The 20,044-nt window shown below is 63.4% G+C and carries 19 protein-coding genes; 9 read left to right on the top strand and 10 right to left on the bottom strand.

Annotated features, from left to right (window positions below):
* Positions 1 to 1,959: a PhoX family protein gene (locus ACYVHK_RS23590; protein ID WP_460537313.1), complete on the bottom strand. Its 1,959-nt coding sequence runs from the start codon at positions 1,957 to 1,959 to the stop codon at positions 1 to 3.
* 148 nt (positions 1,960 to 2,107) lie between these two features.
* Between ACYVHK_RS23590 and ACYVHK_RS23585 the strand changes: the two genes are divergently transcribed.
* Positions 2,108 to 3,004, top strand: coding sequence for a DMT family transporter (locus ACYVHK_RS23585; protein ID WP_460537311.1), 897 nt, complete (start codon positions 2,108 to 2,110; stop codon positions 3,002 to 3,004).
* A 34-nt stretch (positions 3,005 to 3,038) separates the two neighbouring features.
* On the opposite strand, the gene ACYVHK_RS23580 is transcribed toward ACYVHK_RS23585, so the two are convergent.
* The 3 genes from ACYVHK_RS23580 to ACYVHK_RS23570 are packed head-to-tail and all read right to left on the bottom strand — an operon-like array spanning position 3,039 to position 5,922.
* The gene (locus ACYVHK_RS23580; RefSeq protein ID WP_460537309.1) at positions 3,039 to 3,929 is read right to left on the bottom strand and encodes a cation diffusion facilitator family transporter; all 891 of its coding nucleotides are present in this window, start codon (positions 3,927 to 3,929) and stop codon (positions 3,039 to 3,041) included.
* Positions 3,926 to 5,257: a sensor histidine kinase family protein gene (locus ACYVHK_RS23575; RefSeq protein WP_460537307.1), complete on the bottom strand. Its 1,332-nt coding sequence runs from the start codon at positions 5,255 to 5,257 to the stop codon at positions 3,926 to 3,928. Before ACYVHK_RS23575 ends, ACYVHK_RS23580 begins: the two co-directional genes overlap by 4 nt.
* Positions 5,254 to 5,922, bottom strand: a complete 669-nt coding sequence (locus ACYVHK_RS23570; RefSeq protein ID WP_460537305.1) for a response regulator — start codon at positions 5,920 to 5,922, stop codon at positions 5,254 to 5,256. The genes ACYVHK_RS23575 and ACYVHK_RS23570 overlap by 4 nt, the downstream gene beginning before the upstream one ends.
* Before the next feature lie 223 nt (positions 5,923 to 6,145).
* On the opposite strand from ACYVHK_RS23570, the gene ACYVHK_RS23565 reads away from it, so the two are divergent.
* Positions 6,146 to 6,967, top strand: coding sequence for a flagellin (locus ACYVHK_RS23565; protein WP_460537303.1), 822 nt, complete (start codon positions 6,146 to 6,148; stop codon positions 6,965 to 6,967).
* A 48-nt stretch (positions 6,968 to 7,015) separates the two neighbouring features.
* On the opposite strand, the gene ACYVHK_RS23560 is transcribed toward ACYVHK_RS23565, so the two are convergent.
* Together ACYVHK_RS23560 and ACYVHK_RS23555 are read right to left on the bottom strand one after the other, a co-directional pair.
* Complete coding sequence (locus tag ACYVHK_RS23560) at positions 7,016 to 8,254, bottom strand: DUF805 domain-containing protein (protein ID WP_460537301.1); 1,239 nt, start codon at positions 8,252 to 8,254, stop codon at positions 7,016 to 7,018.
* A 46-nt stretch (positions 8,255 to 8,300) separates the two neighbouring features.
* Positions 8,301 to 8,945: a TetR family transcriptional regulator gene (locus ACYVHK_RS23555; protein WP_460537299.1), complete on the bottom strand. Its 645-nt coding sequence runs from the start codon at positions 8,943 to 8,945 to the stop codon at positions 8,301 to 8,303.
* A 338-nt stretch (positions 8,946 to 9,283) separates the two neighbouring features.
* Between ACYVHK_RS23555 and ACYVHK_RS23550 the strand changes: the two genes are divergently transcribed.
* Together ACYVHK_RS23550 and ACYVHK_RS23545 are read left to right on the top strand one after the other, a co-directional pair.
* Positions 9,284 to 10,369: a ferredoxin reductase gene (locus ACYVHK_RS23550; protein WP_460537297.1), complete on the top strand. Its 1,086-nt coding sequence runs from the start codon at positions 9,284 to 9,286 to the stop codon at positions 10,367 to 10,369.
* A gap of 19 nt (positions 10,370 to 10,388) precedes the next feature.
* A complete protein-coding gene (locus tag ACYVHK_RS23545; protein ID WP_460537295.1) occupies positions 10,389 to 11,477 on the top strand; it encodes a fatty acid desaturase family protein in 1,089 nt (362 codons plus the stop codon).
* Positions 11,478 to 11,540: 63 nt separating this feature from the next.
* Here ACYVHK_RS23545 and ACYVHK_RS23540 read toward each other — a convergent pair whose 3' ends face one another.
* Positions 11,541 to 12,608, bottom strand: coding sequence for a S41 family peptidase (locus ACYVHK_RS23540; protein WP_460537293.1), 1,068 nt, complete (start codon positions 12,606 to 12,608; stop codon positions 11,541 to 11,543).
* A gap of 116 nt (positions 12,609 to 12,724) precedes the next feature.
* Here ACYVHK_RS23540 and ACYVHK_RS23535 point away from each other — a divergent pair, with 116 nt between their 5' ends.
* From ACYVHK_RS23535 to ACYVHK_RS23525, 3 genes are all read left to right on the top strand, one after another.
* A complete protein-coding gene (locus ACYVHK_RS23535; RefSeq protein ID WP_460537291.1) occupies positions 12,725 to 13,162 on the top strand; it encodes an Lrp/AsnC family transcriptional regulator in 438 nt (145 codons plus the stop codon).
* An 83-nt stretch (positions 13,163 to 13,245) separates the two neighbouring features.
* Positions 13,246 to 13,452 carry a DUF1289 domain-containing protein gene (locus ACYVHK_RS23530; RefSeq protein ID WP_460537289.1) on the top strand — a complete coding sequence of 69 codons (207 nt, stop codon included), beginning with the start codon at positions 13,246 to 13,248 and terminating at the stop codon, positions 13,450 to 13,452.
* A gap of 154 nt (positions 13,453 to 13,606) precedes the next feature.
* The gene (locus tag ACYVHK_RS23525; RefSeq protein WP_460537287.1) at positions 13,607 to 13,978 is read left to right on the top strand and encodes a DUF6697 family protein; all 372 of its coding nucleotides are present in this window, start codon (positions 13,607 to 13,609) and stop codon (positions 13,976 to 13,978) included.
* Positions 13,979 to 14,080: 102 nt separating this feature from the next.
* On the opposite strand, the gene ACYVHK_RS23520 is transcribed toward ACYVHK_RS23525, so the two are convergent.
* Together ACYVHK_RS23520 and ACYVHK_RS23515 are read right to left on the bottom strand one after the other, a co-directional pair.
* Entirely contained in the window at positions 14,081 to 15,367 is a 1,287-nt protein-coding gene (locus ACYVHK_RS23520; protein ID WP_460537285.1) for a hypothetical protein, read from the bottom strand.
* Positions 15,368 to 15,451: 84 nt separating this feature from the next.
* The gene (locus ACYVHK_RS23515) at positions 15,452 to 17,053 is read right to left on the bottom strand and encodes an NAD(P)/FAD-dependent oxidoreductase (protein ID WP_460537283.1); all 1,602 of its coding nucleotides are present in this window, start codon (positions 17,051 to 17,053) and stop codon (positions 15,452 to 15,454) included.
* A gap of 135 nt (positions 17,054 to 17,188) precedes the next feature.
* On the opposite strand from ACYVHK_RS23515, the gene ACYVHK_RS23510 reads away from it, so the two are divergent.
* Positions 17,189 to 17,839: a FecR family protein gene (locus ACYVHK_RS23510; RefSeq protein WP_460537281.1), complete on the top strand. Its 651-nt coding sequence runs from the start codon at positions 17,189 to 17,191 to the stop codon at positions 17,837 to 17,839.
* Positions 17,840 to 17,853: 14 nt separating this feature from the next.
* Here ACYVHK_RS23510 and ACYVHK_RS23505 read toward each other — a convergent pair whose 3' ends face one another.
* The gene (locus tag ACYVHK_RS23505; protein ID WP_460537279.1) at positions 17,854 to 18,966 is read right to left on the bottom strand and encodes an ABC transporter substrate-binding protein; all 1,113 of its coding nucleotides are present in this window, start codon (positions 18,964 to 18,966) and stop codon (positions 17,854 to 17,856) included.
* Positions 18,967 to 19,135: 169 nt separating this feature from the next.
* Here ACYVHK_RS23505 and ACYVHK_RS23500 point away from each other — a divergent pair, with 169 nt between their 5' ends.
* Positions 19,136 to 19,978 carry a substrate-binding periplasmic protein gene (locus ACYVHK_RS23500; protein WP_460537277.1) on the top strand — a complete coding sequence of 281 codons (843 nt, stop codon included), beginning with the start codon at positions 19,136 to 19,138 and terminating at the stop codon, positions 19,976 to 19,978.
* Positions 19,979 to 20,044 lie beyond the last annotated feature (66 nt).

Here is a 20,044-nt window from a genome sequence, read left to right as displayed (position 1 = left end):
TCAGAGGCCGATCACGCCACCGTCCTTCTTGCGTATCACCACCGTGGCCGAGCGTGGCCGGCCCGCTTTGTCGCCATCCGGCCAGGACGAGATGGCCTTGGGCTTGGCGGGATCGGTGATCTCGTTACCCGGCTCGCCCGGGTGCTGGATATTGATGAACAGCGTACGCTGGTCCGGGGTGAAGCTGATGCCGGTGATCTCGCAGCCGGCGGGGCCGGTAAGGAAGCGCTTGATCTCGCCCGTGGCGGGGATGCTGGCCAGCATGGCGTTGTTGCCCATGCCGGCGTATTCCTTCTGGTTCAGGATGCTGGTGCTGATGTCGGTCTGTATCCACAGGATGCCGTTACGATCGTAATAGAGGCCGTCGGCACTGCCGTAGGCATCACCCACGGCGCCCGCGTTACGGTGCTCCTCGGCCAAAGCATCGGGACGGCCACCCATGGCGTAGATATCCCATTTGAAGCTCAGTGCGGCCGGGTCATTGCCGATTTCCAGCCAATGCATGATGTGGCCGAACAGGTTGTTCTTGCGCGGGTTGGCCGCATCCACGCCTGGCTTGCCCTCGGCGCCACGCTGGTTATTGTTGGTCAGCGTGGCGTAGCACTCGCCCTGCTGGTGAGGATTGACGGCGATCCATTCGCAGCGATCCATCTTGGTTGCGCCGACCACGTCGGCGGCGAGGCGGGTCTTGATCAGCACTTCGGCCTGGCTGGTGAAGCCCTTTTCGGCGGTCAGGCCATGCTTGCCGTGGGTCAGTTCACGCCACTCACCACTACCATCCTCCTTGAACGTCGCGACATAGAGCGTGCCCTCGTCCAGCAGGTCCCGGTTGGCCTTGCGGTTCTTCGGGTTCCAGGCCTTGGTACTGACGAACTTGTAGATGTATTCGAAGCGCTGGTCGTCACCCATGTAGATCACCAGCCGGCCATCCTTGGCGATGGCGGGCGTGGCGCCTTCATGCTTGAAGCGGCCCAGGGCGGTCCGCTTCTTGGGCTGCGCGTTCGGTTCGTAAGGATCGATCTCCACGACCCAGCCAAAGCGGTTGATCTCGTTGCGGTTGAGCTGCCGGTCCCAGCGCAAGTCGATCTCGTTCCACTTGTAGGTCTTTTCCTCGTCCGGCACGCCGTAACGGGTCTTGTTGAAATCATGGTCGGACTTTTGCGAGAAGTCGCAGAACACCGTATCGAAGTTCTCTTCGCAGGTCAGGTAGGTACCCCACGGGGTCCAGCCGTTGGCGCAGTTCTGCAGCGTGCCGAGTACTTCACGCCCGGTCGGATCTGCCTCGGTCTGCATCAGTGCGTGGCCGGCCGCCGGGCCGCTGAGGGCGATCGGCGTCTCGCCATGGATGCGGCGGGCGTAGCGCGAAGGCCGTACCACCTGCCAACTGCCGTCACGCTGGCGGGCCACTTCCACCACCGACACGCCGACCGCCGCCAGGGCCTTGCGGTACTTCTCCTCGGTCATTTCCTTGTTGCCGTCACCGGTCAGCAGGCCGGGATCGATATATTCATGGTTGATGGCCAGCAGGCCGTGTTTACTGCCGTTGGAGGCCATGGGCAGCGGAAAGAAGTGCATACCGTCGTGGTGCATGCCGGCCTGCAGTGCCTGTTCTTCGGCACTGTTGCTGGCATCCTGCCGGAAAGCGGGCTGCTTGCCCTTGTGGCCGATGGGGTCCCCCCAGGCGTACAGCACGTCTGCGTGGTAGTCGTCCGGGACGGTGACCTTGTCCTCTGTGGAGAAGGGAACGGATTGGAACCCCAGGCGCTTGGCCGGCGTCGGCAGTGGCTGGGCGGCTTCCGCCAGTGGCGATGCCAGGCCGCCAAAGAGGCTGGTGGCCGACAAGGCGGCACTGCCTGCCAGCAGTTTGCGACGCGAGACCTGGGCCTCGATCAGTTGCGAGAAGCTGTTGTGAGCGGTGTCATTGCTGACCAGCTCATCCTGTTTGGTGAAGTGAGACATGACGGCTTCGGATCGGGAAGGATCAAAACCGCGGTACGCTAATCGCCGCCGATGACGTCATGATGACGTACGGTCGCCAGCGCTCCCACGGCACAGGGAAACTCAGTACACTGCGGCCCCTCCTGCCTGAGATCCGAGCCCTATCGCGATGCCTGTTCCCTACGATCTGCTAGCCCTGGCAGCCGCTGCCTGTTGGGCTGTCGCCAGCATCCTGTCGGTGGCGCCGGCTCGCCATCTCGGGGCTTTTGCCTTCAGCCGCTGGCGCATGCTGATCGTCTCTACCGTGCTATGGAGCATCAGTCTGCTTACCGGTGGCTGGCACAGCGTGCAACCCTCGCTGCTGCTGGCCATGGGGGCCAGTGGCCTGATCGGCATCTTTATCGGTGATACGGCGCTGTTCTCGGCGTTGAATCGCCTCGGTCCCCGCCGGGCAGGGGTGCTGTTTGCCAGCCACTCGGCCTTCTCTGCCCTGCTGGCCTATGCGGTGCTCGATGAGCGCATGGATGGACAAACCCTGCTTGGCGCAACGCTGACGGTGTCGGGTGTGATGTGCGCCATGCTGCTGGGCAAGCGCAATGAGGAAACCCATGATTGGGAGGCCGACCGGGGCGATGTGGGGGTGGGCGTTGCGCTGGGTCTGCTGGCTGCCCTTTGCCAGGCGGGGGGGACGCTGATCGCCAAGCCGGCAATGGTCGAAGGCGTCGACCCTGTCGCGGCCTCCGCCATCCGCATGACGGTCGCTTGCCTGGCCCACTGGCTCATCCTGTTCCTGGGCGTACGTGCCGCCGCTGCGCACCAGCCACTCAATCTCAAGGTGCTGGGCCAGACTGCGCTTAATGGCCTGGTCGCCATGGGCCTCGGCATGACCCTGGTCCTCCTGGCGCTCAAGCACGGCAATGTCGGCATGGTCGCCATCCTGTCCTCGGTCTCGCCGGTACTGGTGCTGCCGCTGTTGTGGTGGCACCTGGGCCGGGCACCGGCACCCGGTGCCTGGATGGGGGCGGGCCTGACCGTGCTGGGCACGGCCTTGATCCTGTCCCGCTGAACCGGCCTGGCCGGGGGCATCCGTGCCACCGCGCCTACCTTGCTACTTGCGGCTCTACATGGATGGTGACGCGGCAACGTGTCAGTCGCGCCATGATGGCCGCCTCCAGCTGATCGCAACAGTCATGGCTGTCGGCGACGGTCATCAGCGGCGGTACCAGCAGTTTGAACTCCACGAAACGGCGGCTGCCTGCCTTGCGGGTACGTAGCGAACGGTAGCTGTATTCCAGCATCGGCAGCGTCGCGAGGACCTGTTCGATCTCGCCGATCTCCTCCGCCGGCAGGGCGGCATCCATCAGGCCGTTGGCGGAGCGCCGTACCAGGTCGACGCCGGTGCGGATGATATTGACCGCCACCAAGAGTGCGATCAGCGGGTCGACAAAGGTCCAGCTTGCGGGGAGTACCCAGAGCAAGGCCAGGCCGAGCAGCACGCCCAGCGAGGTCCAGACGTCGGATAGCAGGTGGTGTGCGTCGGCTTCCAGCACGATGCTGTCGTGATGGCGGGCGTAGCGCAGCATCAGCAGTGCCAGCCCGCCATTGAGGGCCGAGGCCGCGATGGATAGCAGCATGCCCCAGCCGAGTTGTCCGACCGGCGCTGGATGCAGGAAGCGAAGGATGGCTTCATAGCCGATGGCGAACGCAGCCACCATGATCAGGCCGCCTTCGAGGCCGCTGGCAAAATACTCTGCTTTCTCGTGTCCCCAAGGATGGCCGTCGTCGGCGGGTTGCTCGGCGATCGACAGGGCCAGCAGGGCGGCGATGGCGGCCGCCAGGTTGACGAAGGACTCCATTGCATCGGAATAGAGCCCGACCGAGCCGGTCAGGTGATAGGCCCAGAATTTCAGGCCCAGCGTGATGCAGGCGGCAGCGATGGACAGCATGGCCAGGTGGCGTGGCTGTAGGCCCTGCGGGTGGGGCAAACTCATATCGACGAACTATCCTCGGGGAGCGGTGAGCTGGGTATCTGGAAGCAGACGGCCAGGCCGCCGTCTTCCGGCAGCGAAAAGCTTAGGCCGCTGCCATGCAATTGCGCAATACGGTGGGCGATGGACAGACCGAGCCCGACGCCATCGCGATGTTCGCCTTCCGGCCGGGCGAAGCGCTCGCCGAGCCGTTGCAGCCAGTCGGGATCGACCCCGGGGCCGTGGTCGCGGATGCAGATGGTGCCTGCAGCGATCTGGATCTCGACCGGTGAGGCCGTGCCGGCATGACGGCGGATATTGTCGAACAGGTTGCGGAGCAGCAGGCGCAAGGCGCCGGCATCACCCTGCCATCGGGCGGCTGTCGTGACGATGACTTCCCCGTGCAACTGGTGCTGGGCCAGGGCTTCCCGGCACAGGGCCGGTAGATCGATCGGGGCGAGCGGCAATTGCCGAGCATCGTCGAGACGCGCCAGCTTCAGCAACTGGTCGACCAGGTGTTCCATGCGCTCGGTGCTGGTCTGTACATTGTGCAGGGCGCGCTCACGTGTCTCTTCGCGCGGGTTGCCGATGGCGAGTTCCAGTTGCAGCTTGAGGCCAGCCAATGGAGTCCGCAATTCGTGGGCGGCGTCGCCGGTAAAGCGCCGCTCTCGCTGCAAGGTCTCTTCGATCTGCCGGAACAGGGCATTGATACGGGCAGCCAGCGGAATGACTTCGGTGGGCAGCGGGGTGTTGATGGCTGCCAGATTGCCAGGGTGACGGGCCTGCAGTTCGGCCGAGAAATTGTTCAGTGGTGACAGGCCACGCCGCAGGCTCCACAAGGTGATGGCCATGCACAGCGCCAGCATCAGTGCCAGCGGCAGCATCTGCTGGGTCGCCATCTCCAGTGCAAGCCCGCGACGCAGCTGCTCGGAAGCACCGATGGTCAGCTGATGGTTGGCATTGGCAAAGCGCCGGACACGCCAGGACTCGCCATGAAACACCAGTCCGCGCTCAGTCTCGTAATGAGGGCGGGCCGCGTCCAGCGGGGCGAGGGGCGGCAGGGGTGGGAAGTGGCTGGTTGCGATCAGCTTGCCCTGTCGGTCATACAGGCTGAAGGCCATGCGGGTCTTGTCGCTGATGGCGTCTGTCTTGCGAAGGCCGTGCTCGGTCTCGTCGTCGAGATGGCGTATCAGCAATTCACCCACGTCCACCAGTTGGGCGGACTGCATCTCGCCGACTTCGTGCCACATCTGCAGATACAGGGCCAGCGTGAGCAATGACCAGACCAGGAGCATGCCGCCGAGCACGTACAGGCTGAGGCGGCCGATCAGCGAGTCGCGCAGGCGGCTCATGGTTTCTCGCTCGCAAGGCGCCAGCCCAGGCCCCGCACATTGACCAGGATGTCCTGGCCCAGCTTGCGCCTTAGATGAGAGAGGTGCACTTCCAGCGTATTGCTGGCGCTGCCTTCCTGCCAACCGTAGAGCTTGTCCTCGATCTGACGTCGGGACAGCAGATGCGGGTAGCTCGACATCAGCATATAAAGCAGGCGGTACTCGCTGGCCGTCAGGGTGCGTGGTTCGCCGTCCTGCAATACTGATTGGCGCGAGGGGTCGAGCTCGATATTGCGCCAGGTCAGCTTGGGGTTGGAGCGCTGCTGCTGACGGCGCAGCAAGGCGCGGACCCGGGCGGTCAACTCGCCCAGCGAGAAGGGCTTGACCAGATAGTCATCGGCACCGGTATCGAGACCGGCGATACGGTCATCGACCTGGTCGCGCGCGCTCATGATCAACACCGGTAAGGCATTGCCGCGTTCACGCAGCCATTGCAGCAGATGCAGGCCGTTGAGCTTGGGCAGGTTGATGTCGAGCAGCAGCAGATCGAAGGAAAGGTCGGTCTGCAAGGCGACGCGCGCGCTGTCGCCATCGGTAACCCAATCCACGGTCAGGCCGGCATCGGACAGGCCTTGCACCACGGCATCGCCGATCATCTGATCATCTTCCACCAGCAGTATGTGCACGCGATAGTGTCCCTTGGTAAGCCGTCATTGCCCAGTGTAGCCGCCAGAGCCGGCGGCGCCGAAGGCGGCATTGCAACCGAGTTCTGTTAACTGGCCCTTAATGTGCGCCGCCGGTCAGCTGTCGTGACGACTGGCGGCGAGTCTGGGTAATAATGCGAGATCAATGGAATCAATTGCTTGTCGCGAGGGCCTCACCCTCCAGGACGGGTGAAGGAGTGGCTTCATGATCAATAGCGTCAGTACCAATCAGGCATCGCTGGTCGGCCAGCGCAATCTGAACGATATCCAGGAATCGCAGCGGCGTACGCTCAACCAGCTGTCGTCGGGCAAGCGCATCAATAGCGCGGCGGACGATGCGGCTGCCAGCGCCATCGTCGAGCAGTTTGCGGCGCAGATCGTGGGTAGTGGTCAGGCTGTGCGTAATCTCAGCGACGGGATTTCGGTGGCCCAGACCGCCGATGGCGTATTGAGCAGCGTCGAAGACAATACCCAGCGTATCCGTGAGCTGACGGTGCAGGCGGGCAACAGCACCCTGAGCGTACAGGACCGGGCGGCGATCCAGGACGAAGTCAGCGCCTTGAGCCAGACCAATGCCGATAGCCTGCGCAACGCCAACTATAACGGGCAACCCTTGTTCCAGGGAGGAAGCCAGACTTTCCAGGCCGGGCCCAATGCCAATGACCAGATTTCTATCTCCATTGGTGCACTAGCCGGCGGGAGCGTGGGTAGCGCGACCGGCGTGATCGATCTCTCTACCCCCGCCAGTGCCACTGCTGCGCTGGACCAGCTCGACAAAGACCTCAATACGCTCGGTAGCAGCCGTTCCAGCCTCGGTGCGCTCAATAGTCGGTTCGAAGCCAGCATCAACAATCTACAGACGCGTAGCGAAAACCTCTCTGCGGCGCGTAGCCGTATTGAAGATACCGACTATGCACAGGCTGCTAGCCAGCGGGCGCAGGAGCAGATACGCAACGATGCGGCCCTGGCGGTACAGACCCAGGCCAATGCGAGCCCGCGTCAGGTGCTCTCCCTGCTGCGTAGTTGATCTCCGACTCGTCTCAAGCAAAACGGCACCGCTGGGTGCCGTTTTCTTTTAGTCCAGCGACTCTCCGCGCATTGCCCGCAGATAGCGCTGCACGGCAATCTCCCGGTCTTCCGGGCTCAGGATGATGCCGCGCTCCCTGGCGGCCTTGTCGACCGCCTGGCGGACGAGGGCCTCCTGCTCGGCCGGATCGTCCGACTCATCGATCACGATGCCGCCGCTGAGTTGACCAGGCTTGCCGGCCGCAGCTTCGGTGACGGTGGTGGTTGTGGCGAGCTCCCGGTTCTTTCGACCATCGCCGGCGAAAGCTGCGAGGACACCCATGACGACGAACGCGACCGCACCTAGCTGGATCCAGCCGGTATTGGGACCGTTCCGGCTACCGTACTCGTTGTCGCCGGCGGTGCCGGGGACCAGGCAGAGCGCCAGCGTGGCCAGAGACAGGAAGCCGGCCAGGACCATGCCGGCAATGGGCGAGCCCGTGATCACGATCAGACCGCTGGCCGGGAACAGCCACAGCCATTTGCCACTGAGGCCAACGTCGTGTAAGCGCAGGGCCATGACGCGCAGGCTGAGGCAGAAGCAGGCAAGGCCACCGATGCCGGCGACCAGGAAAGTGAGCGTACCGCTGCCGCTGACGCCCAGCACGATCACGGCGGCCAGGACCAGCAGCAGGACGGGCAGATAGACCAGTGCGCTATAGGCCATGTAGCGCAGCCGGTTCAGGCGGCCTTCGAAATGCAGCGAGAGGAAGGCCGGGGCCTCCTCGTCGCCGTCGTCGTCGAGTTGTGCCAGGACGCGGCCACCTCGCAAGGTGGTGCTGGGGTCACGACCATACTCTTCTTTCGGCAATCTCTGGGCGGCAAGTACGCGGGGCATATCGGCGCCGCACTCGCGGCACAGTGTGCGCTTGGGCTGGACAAAGCTGCAGCTGGGGCAGGTGATGGTTTCCTGCGGTGGCGGCTTGGCGGTGACGGCCGCAACCGGTGGCGGCGGTACGACGACAGTTGGGGGTGGGGTCTCGGCTCGTTGGGGCGCAGGCGCGGGCTCGATGGCGGGCGGCAGTGCACGGGTCAGCGCACGCACGCCGATCTGTTCGAATAACGACAGGTAGCGTGCGACCTGCTCCTCGGGCAGTTGCTTCTTGATGATGGTCTCGGTGCCGGCCAGCATGGCTTGTGCCTGGGGCTCGGTGATTTTCAGCAAGGCAGCCAGGGCGGGCGCCGCCTGGCCGGCGTCATGGCCGGGCAGCACGGTGCCGTCGAGTAGCAGTTGTACGGTTTGGGACATGGAATAGGTAAACGGATAGGAACGGGTTGGCAGGCAATGCCCGCTATCAGGAATCGTTGCCCATGCCTGCGGCAATACCGCGCCAGTGCTTGGCACCGATCAGGATGAAACGGATCTTGTCTTCCAGCTGATGCTCCGGGCTGCGGCTGATCGTGGCTGGATCGCACGGCGGGTTGATCAGTTCGGGCAGGGTGGAGAACACCGTCTTGACGATCAGGTTGGCGACCACGGCGTAATCGGCACGGGTCAGGTGGGTCAGCTTGGTGCTTTGGGCGAGGTCGGCTTCCAGGTCGTCGACGAAGTGCTGCTGCATGGTGGCGACGGCCTGTCGGACGACGGCGGAGCCGCCGTATTGCTCACGCGCGAGGAACAGGAACAACTGCCGATGCGCAACGACATATTCGACAAAGATGTGCACCGAGGCATTGATCGCACCTTGCTGCTCGAATTCATTGCGCCGTACGAGGCGGATCGCCTCGCGAAAGCTTGAGCCGACCTGCTCCACCAGGGCGAGGCCCAGCTCGTCCATATCGGCAAAGTGGCGGTAGAAGGCGGCCGGGACGATGCCGACCTGGCGCGTGACTTCGCGCAGGCTAATGGTGCTCAGGCCCTGGCCGCTAGCCATGAGCTGCAGGGCAGCATCGAGCAGCGCCTGGCGGGTCTGCTGCTTTTTTTCGGCACGGATCAGCAAGATGACATCTTTATCTAATTAAATGAGACCCAAGGGATCCCTGGATTAAATCCCCCTGTTGCGAACGGCAGCAAGGCGCCCTTGCAACGGCGGAGGAGGGGGAACGGGTGGATCGGTATCAAGTATGTTTATTTTCTGCCCCCACATGGCGCCCGGTCGGGCCGGGCGGTGAGCAGAATGTCGGGAACGCGCTCGAATTGATGCTCCCCTAGCGGCGCAATGTAGCAGAGCGGAGCGCACTCCGAACAGCGATACAGAATATTTAGTGAACAACTGTTGACTGAAAAGCCGATGACTGGCATCTTGGTAAACATACGTTCACTGAAATGGTTGCTGCCGTGCCCTTGCTCCCCGGCTTTCTTGCCAACGCCGCTCTGCCACTAGTTCGCCCCCTGCGGGGCTGGCTGCGGGAGGACGTCTTTGATTACTACGGTCGCTTGCTGAATCCGCAACTGCAGTTGCGGCGCGTGTTCGCGCGTATCGAGGCGCGGCAGCAGCAAGGTGATGCCACGCTGGCGCTGATCCTGGCACCGAGCCGGCACTGGCAAGGTATGCAGGCGGGCCAGCATATTGCAGTGACGATCGAGATCAAGGGTGTGCGCCACACCCGCTATTACAGTCCGATGCTGTCGTCCGGCGGCCGGATCGAGATTGGCATCAAACGTCAGGCCGACGGTCTGGTCTCCGGCCACCTGCATGAAACCGCCAAGGTCGGGCAGTACGTCGAGATCAGCCAGGCCATGGGCAGTCTGGTGCTGCCTGCCAGCGTGCCGTCCAAACTTCTGTTGCTGGCCGCGGGTAGCGGCATCACCCCCTTGCTGTCGATGTTGCGCAGCTTGGCCGTGGCGGGCCATCAGGGTGACGTGGTCCTGCTCTACTACGGTCGCCAGCGCAGTCAGCTGGCTTATCTGGATGAGCTGGCTGCCATGCCAGGCCTGCGGTTGCAGGTTTGCCTGACCGCTGAAAGCGGCGCGGCTGGCGAGGCGCAAGGTCGTTTCAGTGCCGCACAATTGCAGCAACTGGTCCCGGATGCCGCCGAGCGGCACGCCTATGCCTGCGGTGCCTTTGGCTTTACCGAGTCGGTCCGTGCGGTCGCCGAACAGGGCGGCCTGGCCGGTCTCGCGGTGGAATCCTTCAGCCCACCGATATGGCAAGTGGAGGATGACCAGCCCGTCATGCTGACCTTCAGCCGGTCACAGCGGCAACTGGCAGGCCGTACCGGCGGGACGCTGCTCGAACAGGCCGAGGCACATGGCCTGCGCCCGGCCCATGGTTGCCGCATGGGTATCTGCAATACTTGTACCTGCCACAAGCGCGAAGGCGCTGTACGCGACCTGCGTACCGGCCAGATTTCGATTGAACCCGATGAAACCATCCGCCTGTGCATTACCGCGCCGGTGGGTGATGTGATCCTCGACCTGTAGACCACGCGAGACCCTAGCCATGGCACAGAGCCGTACTCTTACCCCGCAGGAAATGGATGCATTCGGCCAGGAGCTGGATGCCTTGCGCAACCGGCATATTGCCGATGTCGGCGAAGTGGATGCCCGTTATATCCGCCGAGTACGCACCAGTGTCCGCATTGCCGAGGTGGCCGGCCGGCTGATGCTGTTTGCCGGCTTCTTCCCACCGACCTGGATCGCCGGGGTACTGCTGCTGGCGTTCTCGAAGATCGTCGACAATATGGAGCTGGGTCACAATGTGATGCATGGCCAGTACGACTTCATGAACGATCCGGAATTCTCCGGCAAGACCTTCGAATGGGACCACAGCTGCACCAGCGATGCCTGGCGCAATACCCACAATTTCCAGCATCACACCTATACCAATATCCTCGGCAAGGATCACGACATCGGCTACGGTACGGTGCGGGTGTTCCCCGAACAGCGCTGGCGCGCGTTCTACCTGCTGCAACCCTTGTGGGCCTTGTTGCAGGCTGTCCTGTTCGAATACGCGATCGCGATCTTCGACCTCAAGCTTGACCGTTACCTCAAGGGCAAGGTCAGCAAGGCGGAGCTGCAGGCCAAGCTGCCGGCGTTCAAGCGCAAGCTCTGGCGCAAGTTCATCAAGGACTATGTGTTCTTCCCGCTGCTGGCAGGCCCGAATTTCCTGGGTGTGCTGGCCGGTAATGCCGTGGCCAACCTGCTGCGCAATCTGTGGACCTTCGCGGTGATCTTCTGCGGCCACTTTACCGAGGATGCTGAGGTGTTTCCGGCCTCGGTGCTGAAAAACGAGACCCGTGGCTCCTGGTATGTGCGGCAGTTGCGTGGCTCATCCAACCTCAGCGGCTCCTGGTTCCTGCATTTCATGACCGGTAACCTCAGCCATCAGATCGAACATCACCTGTTTCCCGACCTGCCGGCCCGCCGTTACGCCAGCATGGCGGTGGAAGTGCGCGAGATCTGCCAGCGCTACGGTCAGCACTACAATACGGGCAGCTTTGTCGGCCAGTTCTTTACCGTGCTCGTGCGCATCTTCCGGCATGCCTTCCCGAGCAAGCCTGCCGCACGTCCGACCTTGCAGTCGGCGTAAGAAAGCGTTCCACAATGAAAAACGGCACCCGCGGGTGCCGTTTTTCATTGCAGCTCACCTAGGCTATTGCGCCAGCCTGGCCAGTGCCATCTCGGCGCGCTTGCGGTTGTCGGCGTCCTGGCTGTTCTTGACGGTCGCTTCGAGTGCCAGCTTGTGGGCGGTGGTCAGGGCATCGGTCGCAGCGACGGCGACATCCGGCGTGACGCCGGTGCCCTCCCAGTTGGTCTTGCTGATGGGGTTGATGGCGCGCCCCGTGGCGACAAAGACCTGGAAGTGCGCTTGCACCCGGTAGCTGCGGCCAGGATGGGCGCCGCCGCCAGTGGTCTCGCCAACCAGGGTGGCGCGCTTGAGGTTCTTGAGGTTGTAGCTGAACTCCTCGGCCGCCGAGAAAGTCCGTTTGGCGGTCAGGACGTAGACCGGCGTGTTGCTCAGGCGTGGTCCGGGTACGTAGGCGTGGGTCCAGTACTGGGTGGTCGCGTTCTGTGGCCGGTAGTAGAGATCGTTCAAATGGACCGGCGTGGTGCTGAACAGGTAGGACGTCAGCCACTGCACCATCTCCGGGCTGCCGCCGCCGTTGCTGCGCAGGTCGATGATCAGCGCGCTGGCACCGGACAGGAAGGTCATGGCGGCGGTTGCCGTAGGACCGGCGACCGAGGGCTCTTCGAAGTTGTCCAGCCGCAGGTAGCCGATATTGCCATCCAGCATCTCCATCTTGCGGAAGCCGTAGTTGCGACCCTTGGCTTCCCGCTCGTAGCGGGCGATTTCTTCCGGCGATTCGTCATCCTGCACCTTGTCCTCGGCGATGGCCTCCTCTCGGTACCGCACACGCAAGTGCTTGTCGTGGCTGATGGCCTGCATGTCGCTGGTCAGTTGTTCGGCGAGGCGAAGGGCGCTGGTGATCTGGTTGTAGTCGCCGCGTTTCTGCCTTGCCTGCAGGTCTGCGGCCATCTTGCCGGCGACATCGGGAAAGACATAGTCAGCTTTCAGGTACTGGATGGTATTGCTGATCACTTCCTGGCGGATGGTGGCATCGACAGGCATGTCGGCCGGCGCGGCGATGGCGGCGCCAAGTGTGGTGGCGCTCAGGGCCAAAGCGAGTGCGGTAGCTTGCAGGTGCAGGGTGGGGGGCATGTATCGGCCTCGTTGGATAATATAAAAAACCGTGTGATGGATTTTAGCTAGGTGATGGCTGCGTTTGGCGACGTTATCGGTAGAATATGTGAAGAACTACAAGTGAAAACGCTGTGATGGACAAGATAGACAGAGATATCATCGATCTGCTGCGGCAGGATGCGCGCCTGAGCTATCGGGAACTGGGCGAGCAGGTGCACCTGAGCGCCAACGCGGTGGCCGAACGGGTGCGCCGTTTGCAGGCCAGCGGCAGCCTGCGGGGCTTTCATGCCAGCGTGGACCTTGCGGCGCTTGGTTTGCCACTGGAGGCGCTGATCGACGTGAAGATGCGGCCGGGCATCAGTGCCGAGCATTTTGAAGCGGTCATCCAGACCATCCCGGGCATCGTCGAGGCGACGCTGCTGACGGGTTCCTTTGACTATATGTTGCGTACCGCCTGCGCCGATCAGCAGGATCTGGTCAGGTTGATCGAAGCCCTGCGCGAACGGGCGGGCGTGCAGGAGACCTATAGCCGGCTGATCCTGCGTGCGGTGCCGGTCAAGGGGCGCTGGTAGCCGCGCCATCCGGCGGTTGAGCTAGGGGTGTCGGCTGGCCCCCATTACAATGCCGACTTTCTCCGCCTGAGCGATCTGCCCCTATGACCCAAGCCCGCCCCGACTCGCCCTGCGTTGCGCTCTGCTCCACCGCCCTCGGTGACGAGACCTGCATGGGTTGTGGCCGCAGCTTTGTCGAGGTGGCGAACTGGGTCTGCATGAGCGACGCCGAGAAAGAGCAGGTCTGGCAGCGCCTGGAGGCGCATTGGGCGGCGCAGGGCTTGCTGGCCCCTTGGCAGACGCCGGCCTGATTCGGCACCGGCGTATTGCCCTACCTGCCACCACGCCTTCTTGGCTACGCGGCCTTTATGGGGATGGGCCGCAGTTTTATGCCAGTTTGATTTCCCTCCCGATATTGTCTCCCGGCTTGCGCGGTCGCTACCGCGCGCTCTTTGGGAGTAACGCATGTTTGAAATAGGCAAGGACTACAGCCGCGAGGATATCCACGCGCGCTGCGGCGGTAACAAGCAGGCTTTCCTGCCAGTCCGCAAGGGCAAGGTTGTCGCGGCCTGTCTGCGGCTGGACCTGAATCCGCAGGCACCCGAGGTCGTGTTGTGCAACAGCGGCGCGGCGGCACGGGCGGCAGGCAGGACGTTGTCGAGGCAGGCCGAGCCCATCCCGGTCTTCCTGCGCCAGGAAAGCGATCGCTGGCGCTATGCGGGACAGTTTGCCGTGACGAGCACACTGACCCGACCGATCGATTGTGCGCCGTATGCGCGCGACAGCAGCTTTACCGCGGGCCAGATTGCGCGCGTGGTCAAGCTGGAGAAGCGATAGGAAGTGTCTGACACGGTGCCGGATGCCCGTGGCCTGTCACCCGGAAAAAGCCGACGCCAGCTGCGAAGCTGGCGTCGGCTTTTTCATGACGAGTTGCCTGGTTCAGGGTACGACCAGGCCGTCCATGCGGATGACCTCGAAATCGCCACCCTTGACGCTGCCGAGCTCGCTCAGCAGCTTGTCATTGTTCCAGCGTGGATCGGGGGCGCCGCTGAGGTACCAGTTGCTGCCGTTGTCGGCGACGATCATGCCGTAGGTCTTCATGGCCTGCAGGATGGCACGGCTCTCGGTGCTGAAGCTGGCCGGGATGGCGTAGCTGGCCTTGAGCCTGACCCGCATGCCCATGGGAGGACGGTTGGCGTCGGTGCTGCTCGATGCAGCATGGGTGGCTGGCGGCACGTAGGCGCGACGGGACTGGCTGACGGTGAAGCGGATCGCATGGCGTATGACGCCGCTGGCGGCTTCGTCGTAGCGGACGAGACCCGGGAAGATGGGCAGGCCGGCGGCATCGGCACTGGTCCAGCCCGGCTTGCCGCCTGGGCGTACGGTGTTGCTGTCGAGATGGAAGACGGCACCCGAGTCGGCATTCCAGCTGCCATCTGCCTGGGGGAAGGCCCGGTAGAGTTCATAGAGCCGGTTATTATCGCGATCGAGGATCAGGACGTGGCGATCGCCTTCGAAGCTGCCGCCGTCAGGACGTTGGCCTTCGATTGGCGCGGTGGCGGGTACCGGGAAGGGGCCGGGGTCGCTCTCGTCGCCATAGGCGGTGAAGCGGATATTGACCTTGGCCTGGCTGCCGCTGACCACCTGATAGGGGATGCCGATGGGGGCGCCGTCATAGAGGCCGGCGCCGAAGTCGGGATGCAGACCACGACCGGCGCCGATGGTGCTGATCAGGTTGGCGGAGTTGGCATCGACCGGTGCGCCGGAGATGTCCTTGTTCCAGGCATTGTCGGCCGGGAAGGCGACTGCACCGTTGAGCGAGCCGCCTGCACCCAGGCTGGCGCCGTTGATATTGCCGTACTGGGCGCTTGGGGTGCCCGGCGTGGTGCTGACCGTGATGATGACGGTGGCGCTGCTGCTGCCGGAGGCGTTGCTGGCGGTCAGCGTGTAGGTGGTCGTGCTGACCGGTGCCACGGTGGTGCTGTTGCCGGTCACGACGCCAACGCCAGGATTGATGCTGTAACTGCTATCTCCGCTAGCCTGCCAGCTCAGGGTGGTGGACTGCCCCACCTGGATGGAGATAGCGCTGGCGCTGAAGGACTGGATGACCGGTGCGCCGGCTGATGGCGGCGGCGTGGTGGGGGTACTGCCGCCATCGCCTCCGCCGCCACAGGCGGCGAGGCAGGCAAGCATGGTAGCCGCAAGGGCCAGGCGGAGTGAGTGCATGGGGATGTCGTCTGCTTTTAAATATGACGAAATCATAATATAAGCGACCTACCAGCTTGCGGTATTTTTCACTGACGGGCGGAATCAGGCCTTGAGCATGCTCTGTGCGACGGCCTCTGCGACCTTGATGCCGTCCACTCCTGCGGACAGGATGCCGCCAGCGTAGCCGGCGCCTTCGCCCGCCGGGAACAGGCCGCGGACGTTGAGGCTCTGGAAATCCTCGCCACGGGTCATGCGGACGGGGGAGGAGGTGCGGGTTTCCACGCCGGTCAAGACGGCGTCGTGCATGTCAAAGCCCTGGATCTGCTTGCCGAATGCCGGCAGCGCCTCGCGTATGGCCTCGATCGCGTAGGCCGGCAAGCTGGTGCTGAGGTCCCCGAGCTTGACGCCTGGCTTGTAGGAGGGCTCGACGCTGCCCAAGGCGGAAGACGGCCGGTTGGCGATGAAATCGCCGACCAACTGGCCGGGCGCCTCGTAGGTGCCACCGCCGAGCAGGAAAGCATGCGATTCGAGCTGGCGCTGGAATTCGACGCCGGCCATCACATCGCCCGGGTAGTCGTCGGGGGTGATGCCAACCACGATGCCGGCGTTGGCGTTGCGCTCATTGCGCGAATACTGGCTCATGCCGTTGGTGACGACGCGGTTGGGCTCGGAGGTCGCTGCGACCACGGTGCCTCCCGGGCACATGCAGAAGCTGTAGACCGCCCGGCCATTGCTCGCATGGTGCACCAGCTTGTAGTCGGCTGCGCCGAGCAGCTCGTTGCCGGCATGCTTGCCAAAGCGCGCGCGGTCGATCAGCGATTGCGGGTGTTCGATGCGGAAACCGACCGAGAAGGGCTTGGCTTCCATGAATACGCCGCGCTCGTGCAGCATGGCGAAGGTATCGCGCGCGCTGTGGCCCAGGGCCATCACCACATGATCGGTACGCAGGGTCTCGCCGCTTTCCAGCGTGAGGCCGCGCACGGCGCCGTCCTCGATCAGGATGTCGGTGACCTTCTGCTGGAAACGGATCTCGCCGCCGAGGGACTCGATGGTCTCGCGCATCTTCTCGACCATGCCAACCAGGCGGAAGGTGCCGATATGCGGCTTGCTGACGTACATGATCTCGTCGGGTGCGCCAGCCTTCACGAACTCGGCCATCACCTTGCGGCCGAGGAAGCGCGGGTCCTTGATCTGGCTGTAGAGCTTGCCATCGGAGAAGGTACCGGCACCGCCTTCGCCAAACTGCACGTTGGATTCGGGGTTCAGCACATTCTTGCGCCACAGGCCCCAGGTGTCCTTGGTCCGCTCGCGTACTTCCTTGCCACGCTCGAGCACGATGGGCTTGAAGCCCATCTGGGCCAGGATCAGGGCGGCAAAGATGCCGCAGGGACCGAAGCCGACCACGACCGGACGGTGGGCGATCTGCTCGGGTGCCTGACCGACGTAGTAGTAGGCGGTATCCGGCGTCGCGACGATCTTGTTGTCGGCGGCCATGCGCTTCTTGAGCGCAGCCTCGTTCCGGACCTGGAAATCGATGGTGTAGATCAGGGTCAGGGGATGGCCACGGCGGGCGTCGTAGCTCCGCTTGAACACCGTGTAGTCGAGCAGCTCGGCCGGCTGGATCTTTAGCCGCTGCGCAATGGCTTGCGGCAGGGCTTCGGGCGTGTGGTCGAGAGGCAGGCGGAGTTCGTTGAGGCGCAACATGCAGGTGGTCCAATATTCAATGCGAAATACGGGCGCAGACGGTGGGTAACCGGGCGCCCAAACCGCTATTGTAAGTTATCGGGCGCCTTTGACGCGCATGGGCAAGCTAAGGTCTTGTTAAAAAGGGAGTGTTTCATGGCAAGTCTGCTGTCATGGCATGGTGCAACGTTGGTTCTGCTATTGGCTTTCCTGGCCGAACCGGGCCGGGCCGAGACTTTGCAGGCTACCGTCAAGCGCGTGGGAGCCAGTGCCTGGCTGGACCTTGATGGCAAGCTCACACCGTTGAAATCGGGTGCCCACCTGGCGGAAGGCAGCGTGTTGCTGACCGATAGCAAGGGACGTATCCAGTTGCAGCTACCTGACGGCAGCACGCTGTACATCGGCGGCGATAGCCGTCTTCGCATCGACGAGTTGCAGCAGGCCGAGGGAGCGGGGAGTGCCTTGGTCAGGCAGGGCTTTGCCCTGGGGAAGGGGGCCTTGCGCTTTGTCACCGGTACGCTGGCCAAGCTCAAGCCGCGCGAGGTGACCGTCAAACTGCAGACCTCGACCATCGGTGTGCGTGGCACCGACTTCTTTGCCGAGCAGGATGGCGAGGAGGAGAACGTCTGCCTGTTCGAGGGGAGGGTGGCGGTGGAGGACAGCCGCGGACCGACCTATGTGCTGGATCAGCCGCGGCAGTTCTTTCATATCGAGCGGGCTGCCGACGCGCAGGCGACCATCAGTACCGCCAATGCGAAGCAGGTGGGCAACTGGTTGCGCAAGACCATGCCGGCAGGGCGGCATTAGCCTGCCAGGGGAGGTCAGTTCACCAGCTTGCCGTTACTGGAAAAGACACCCATCTCGACGTAACGCGAAGCACGCTGACCATTGCCGTCCAGCCGCAGACTCACGCCGCCCATGTCGGCGCGGAAGGCTTCGAGTGCACGCTTGAGGGCCGTTGGCCCCATGTCGCTGCTGCTCTTGAGCGCTTCGGCCAGCATGCGGGCGGCCATATACCCCTCCATCGAGGCATAGCTGGGTGGTTCATCGCGGAATTTCTTGAGCGTGCCGACAAAATCGCGCGCCACGGCCGCGGTCGGATTGTAGGGCGAGGGCACCAGGGCGCTGACGGCGATCCAGCGCACGGCTTCCTGGCCGAGAAATTCCTGCAAGGTCTGCGGGTTGACCCAGGACAGGGCATAGAACGGGGTGCCGGTACGCAGGCGCTGGTAGGCCTGGACAAAGGCGGCGGAGCTGATGGTGGGGGCTGCCAGGATCACCGCCTGCGGGTTGAGCCGGGCAAGCTGCTCGGCCGCCTTGTCGAGATCCAGGCTGTTGGCGGGCAGTTGGATGCGACCGGCCAACTGGGCCTTGTTGTCGCGCAGGCGCGTCTCGATCTCGTTGCTGATGCCGCGGCCGAGCGCGTCGTCGCCGGCGACCAGGGCGATGCGGTTGAGGCCGCTGCTGGCCGCGATCCGGGCGATCTTGGCGATTTCTTCTGCGGAACTGGCGCGTAGATAGTAGACCGGGCTACCGGCAGGCAGGTCGATGCCGACATAGGGGGCGACCAGCGCGGCTGGCTGGCTGTTGAGCGTCTTGTCGGCGAGTACGGCGCGGACGTTGTCGGCACCGAAATAGCCGAACAGGGCAACGGGCTTGTACTGGGCGACCAGCTTGCGGCTCAGGCTGACGGTGGTGGCGGGCTCGCCACCATCATCCTCGACGATCAGGTTGAGCTGGCGGCCATTGATGCCGCCACGGGCGTTGAGCTGGTCCAGGTAGACCCGGGCGCCGGTGACGAAGTCCTTGCCGGTATCACCATTTGGTCCGCTCAGGTCGGCAACCTGGACGATGTTGATCGGGTTGCTGGCCGCTTGCGGCAGCGTGGAGAGCAGGCTCAGGGTCAAGCCTGCCAGCAGTAAGGATAAGCGCATGGCGAGGTCACCGGGTGGAGGCAGAGCCGGCGGAGCATGGCAGGCGATTGTTATGCGCTGATGAAATGCGGGCATCCGGGTGAGTGGTCGTATTCGCACGCCGGATGGCTGGGCAGCCGTCCATTCGGGCAGCTATATTCTTGGACTGACTCCCTGTCACGAGTGAACCATGCGGTTCAGTCTGTCCCGTCTGCCCATGATGCTGCTGTGCACCCTGCTAGGTGCGGTACCGGTGTGGGCGGCTGACGGGCCGGATTGCAGCCGGCCGCTGACGCTGGCCTTGCATGAGCACGGGCTGCTTTATCGTGCGAGCAGCGATAGCGGGATCGACAAAGATGTCAGCGATGAACTGATGCGGCGCAGTGGCTGCCATGTGACGGTCAGCCTGATGCCGCGCTCGCGCATCTGGAAGCTGATCGAGGCCGGCGCGCTCGACTTCAGCCTGTCCGGTATTACCAATCCGGAGCGAGATGGCTATGCGAGTTTCGGCTGGTACTTTGCGAACAAGTACACCCTGTTGGTCCGTAAGGACACCAAGGTCAGGCAATTGAGCGAGTTCGAGGCGATTCCGCGCTTCAAGCTCGGCGTCATACGCAGTTTCCGCTACAGCGAAGCGATCAACCGCTTTGTCGACCATCTGGATCAGGATCAGCGCGTGATCGATTCGGTCAGCTATGACGCCCTGTACCGCAACCTGACGCTGAACCGTATCCAGGCCGTGATCGTGGAGCCGTTCGACTACTCCGACCTGGACGATTATGGCGTGCGGGACCTGGTCAACATCGTGCAGACCGAGGATAAACCGGTACCGCATGGCCTGATCATGTCGAAGAAGACCATCTCGCCGGCCGAGGCGGACAAGTGGCGGGGGGTGATCGACCGCATGCGCGCGGACGGCACCTTGCTGCGCATCTTTGAAAAGTACTTCAGCCGCGAAGAGGCCAGGTCGCTGGTGTATTTCGGTGAGTGGGCCAAGACCGCACCGGCCATGGCAGCCGGCATGGGTCGATAAGGCCGACCTGCGAGCCCCAAACAAAAAGCCACCCGAAGGTGGCTCTCTGTTTTTTGCTGCAATGAC

The organism is Chitinimonas naiadis, assembly GCF_054780835.1.
Note: the sequence above shows the minus strand (reverse complement) of the source record. Positions and strands in the feature narration are given on the sequence as shown.

Coding starts and splice junctions, on each gene's coding strand:
- ACYVHK_RS23530 (WP_460537289.1), top strand. CDS start 13,246: ATGACCCAAGCCCGCCCCGACTCGCCCTGCGTTGCGCTCTGCTCCACC.
- ACYVHK_RS23580 (WP_460537309.1), bottom strand. CDS start 3,929: ATGAGTTTGCCCCACCCGCAGGGCCTACAGCCACGCCACCTGGCCATG.
- ACYVHK_RS23590 (WP_460537313.1), bottom strand. CDS start 1,959: ATGTCTCACTTCACCAAACAGGATGAGCTGGTCAGCAATGACACCGCT.
- ACYVHK_RS23560 (WP_460537301.1), bottom strand. CDS start 8,254: ATGTCCCAAACCGTACAACTGCTACTCGACGGCACCGTGCTGCCCGGC.
- ACYVHK_RS23520 (WP_460537285.1), bottom strand. CDS start 15,367: ATGCACTCACTCCGCCTGGCCCTTGCGGCTACCATGCTTGCCTGCCTC.
- ACYVHK_RS23545 (WP_460537295.1), top strand. CDS start 10,389: ATGGCACAGAGCCGTACTCTTACCCCGCAGGAAATGGATGCATTCGGC.
- ACYVHK_RS23510 (WP_460537281.1), top strand. CDS start 17,189: ATGGCAAGTCTGCTGTCATGGCATGGTGCAACGTTGGTTCTGCTATTG.
- ACYVHK_RS23505 (WP_460537279.1), bottom strand. CDS start 18,966: ATGCGCTTATCCTTACTGCTGGCAGGCTTGACCCTGAGCCTGCTCTCC.
- ACYVHK_RS23535 (WP_460537291.1), top strand. CDS start 12,725: ATGGACAAGATAGACAGAGATATCATCGATCTGCTGCGGCAGGATGCG.
- ACYVHK_RS23515 (WP_460537283.1), bottom strand. CDS start 17,053: ATGTTGCGCCTCAACGAACTCCGCCTGCCTCTCGACCACACGCCCGAA.
- ACYVHK_RS23525 (WP_460537287.1), top strand. CDS start 13,607: ATGTTTGAAATAGGCAAGGACTACAGCCGCGAGGATATCCACGCGCGC.
- ACYVHK_RS23575 (WP_460537307.1), bottom strand. CDS start 5,257: ATGAGCCGCCTGCGCGACTCGCTGATCGGCCGCCTCAGCCTGTACGTG.
- ACYVHK_RS23585 (WP_460537311.1), top strand. CDS start 2,108: ATGCCTGTTCCCTACGATCTGCTAGCCCTGGCAGCCGCTGCCTGTTGG.
- ACYVHK_RS23565 (WP_460537303.1), top strand. CDS start 6,146: ATGATCAATAGCGTCAGTACCAATCAGGCATCGCTGGTCGGCCAGCGC.
- ACYVHK_RS23540 (WP_460537293.1), bottom strand. CDS start 12,608: ATGCCCCCCACCCTGCACCTGCAAGCTACCGCACTCGCTTTGGCCCTG.
- ACYVHK_RS23500 (WP_460537277.1), top strand. CDS start 19,136: ATGCGGTTCAGTCTGTCCCGTCTGCCCATGATGCTGCTGTGCACCCTG.